Source organism: Amycolatopsis keratiniphila subsp. keratiniphila (assembly GCF_001620365.2).
In the GTDB taxonomy this organism is placed as follows: Bacteria; Actinomycetota; Actinomycetes; order Mycobacteriales; family Pseudonocardiaceae; genus Amycolatopsis; species Amycolatopsis keratiniphila.
Window position 1 is genome coordinate 608 of the sequence record NZ_LQMT02000053.1, and the last position, 2,017, is coordinate 2,624.

The window sequence follows — 2,017 nt, forward strand, 5'->3', positions numbered from 1 at the left end:
TTCATGGATCTCCTCGGACTCGTGGCTCGTCACGCAACGTAGTCGGTGAAAGAGGAGGTGAGAGTGGTCCGTTCGCACCACAACCGATCACAAATCGCTTACGCCGATCAGTCCGTCCTGGATCGCCCGCGCGACGAGCGCGGCCTTGGTCGGGGCCTCCCTGCCCATCTGGGCGTACTTGACCCGGATCCGCTCGAGATGCGAGTTCACCGTGTTCGGCGAGATCCCCAGCCGGTGCGCCACGAAGTCCTTCGACTCGGACTGGAACCACTCGATGAGCACCTCGGTCTCGCGCGCGGAGAGGGCGGGCCGCCGCTCGGAGCGGTCCCCGGCCATCGCGCCCGCCATCGACGGCGGTGTGTACGACCGGTCGGCCGCCGCGGTGCGCACGGCTTCGAGGAGATGCTCCGCGCCCTCGGCTTTCGTGAGATAGCTGAGCGCGCCGAGTTCGAGGCACTGCAGCACGGTCTCGTCGTCGGCCCGCATCGAGTAGACGACGACGCGGCGGCCCGCTTCGGTGAGCCGTCGCAGATCGCCCATCGCCGGCGTGGTGCTGTTGAGGTGCAGGTCGAGGATGACGACGTCGGCCTGTGCGCCCTCGCCGATCCACGCGGCACGCACGTCCTCGCCCTCGGCCACGACGCTGACCGGCGGGGNNNNCGACCCCGGCCCGTACGGCCGGATGATCGTCGACGACCACCGCGGTCAGTTCGGTCGCGAACGCCATTTCGCCTCCATCCACGATCGTTCTCCCAGTGCGTGCCATTCGACGTCGACGGCGCCCGATCCGTTCTCCGTCACCCCCGGTTCACCGTCCGTGATCGCCGCGACACGGATCTCGTCGTCGGCACGCAGGACGCTGACCCTGGCCTGCGACCGGGCGGCGACCAGCGCGGTCATCAGCGGACCGGTCAGTTCGCGGCGGACGGCGGTCGGGACCGGGGCCGGTCCGCCGCTGACCGCGAGCGTCACCGTCAGCCCCCGCCGCTCGGCGAGATCGACGCAGGCCGAGACCTCGTGCAGCAGCGGGTCGGGGACGTCGTCGTTCTCCGCGAACAACCGCCGCAATTGCGTGGCCGCGAGCGCGCATCGCCGCCGGACCGTGTCGTCACGCGGGTCGAGGGTGCGGTCGGCCAGCCCGGCCAGCAGCGGCAAGGTGGCGCCGAGCTGTCCGGCGAACCGGTTCCGCTGGTCGGCCTCCCGCTCCTCGGCGAGCGCCTTGCGATGGGCCTGGCGGTCCCGCTCGGCGGAGGCCTCCGCGGCCTCACCCGCCCGCCGGTTGACCACCCTGATCAGCGCCAGCGTCGCGGCCTGGAAGGCGAGCACGCTGAGCGCGACGATCACCACGCTGCCGATCTCGCCGCGATCCGTGAGCTCCACGCCGAACTGCCGGACGACGGCGAGCGCCATCTGGAGGACGAGCGCGGCCATCGCGATCGCGGGACGGTCCATCAGCAGGACCAGCAGATGCCAGCCCGCGAGACCGGACGCCCAGTTCTCGTCGCCGAAGAGCCGGTCCGGGGGCAGCGTCCAGACCGCGACCGTCGACGCGGCGAGCACGACGACCGCCCCTGCGATCGCGACCGGCCAGGGGACCGGCTTCCAGCGCAGCACCCACCACGCCGCCACGACGAGCACACCGGCGAGGGCCGCGTACGCGACCCGGCCCGGGGTGTCGGTCAGCCGCGCCAGGCTCAGTCCGACCTGGATCGCCGCCGTCGCGAGCAGGACCGCGATCCGGCAGCCGCCGAGGACGCGGTCCGCGGTCTCATTCATCCGGCCACACCAGTTCCACCGTGGTCCCCGCGCCGGGCGCGGAGGTCACCTCGGCCCGGCCGCCCGCCGCGGCCATGCGTTCGACGAGCGATTCCCGGATACCTCGCCGCTGCGCCGGGGTCTTCGCCGGATCGAACCCGCGGCCTTCGTCCCGCACGGTCACGCGCACGCCGTCTTCGACCGTCAGCCGGGCCTCGCGGACACCCGCGTGCCGGTCGACGTTCAGCAGCGCCTCGCGCAC

At 72.3% G+C, this 2,017-nt stretch carries 2 protein-coding genes and 1 pseudogene; all 3 read right to left on the reverse strand.

The window, feature by feature from the left end; all coding sequences use genetic code 11:
* Positions 1–87: 87 nt before the first annotated feature.
* A pseudogene (locus tag AVR91_RS41525) lies at positions 88–727 on the reverse strand (response regulator).
* On the reverse strand, positions 706–1,776 hold the full coding sequence (locus AVR91_RS41530) for a hypothetical protein (RefSeq protein WP_063270967.1): 1,071 nt from the start codon (positions 1,774–1,776) through the stop codon (positions 706–708). Before AVR91_RS41530 ends, AVR91_RS41525 begins: the two are co-directional and overlap by 22 nt.
* Positions 1,769–2,017: sensor histidine kinase (locus tag AVR91_RS44175; RefSeq protein WP_267284154.1), on the reverse strand; the 249-nt coding region annotated here is incomplete at its 5' end. The genes AVR91_RS41530 and AVR91_RS44175, both read right to left, overlap by 8 nt.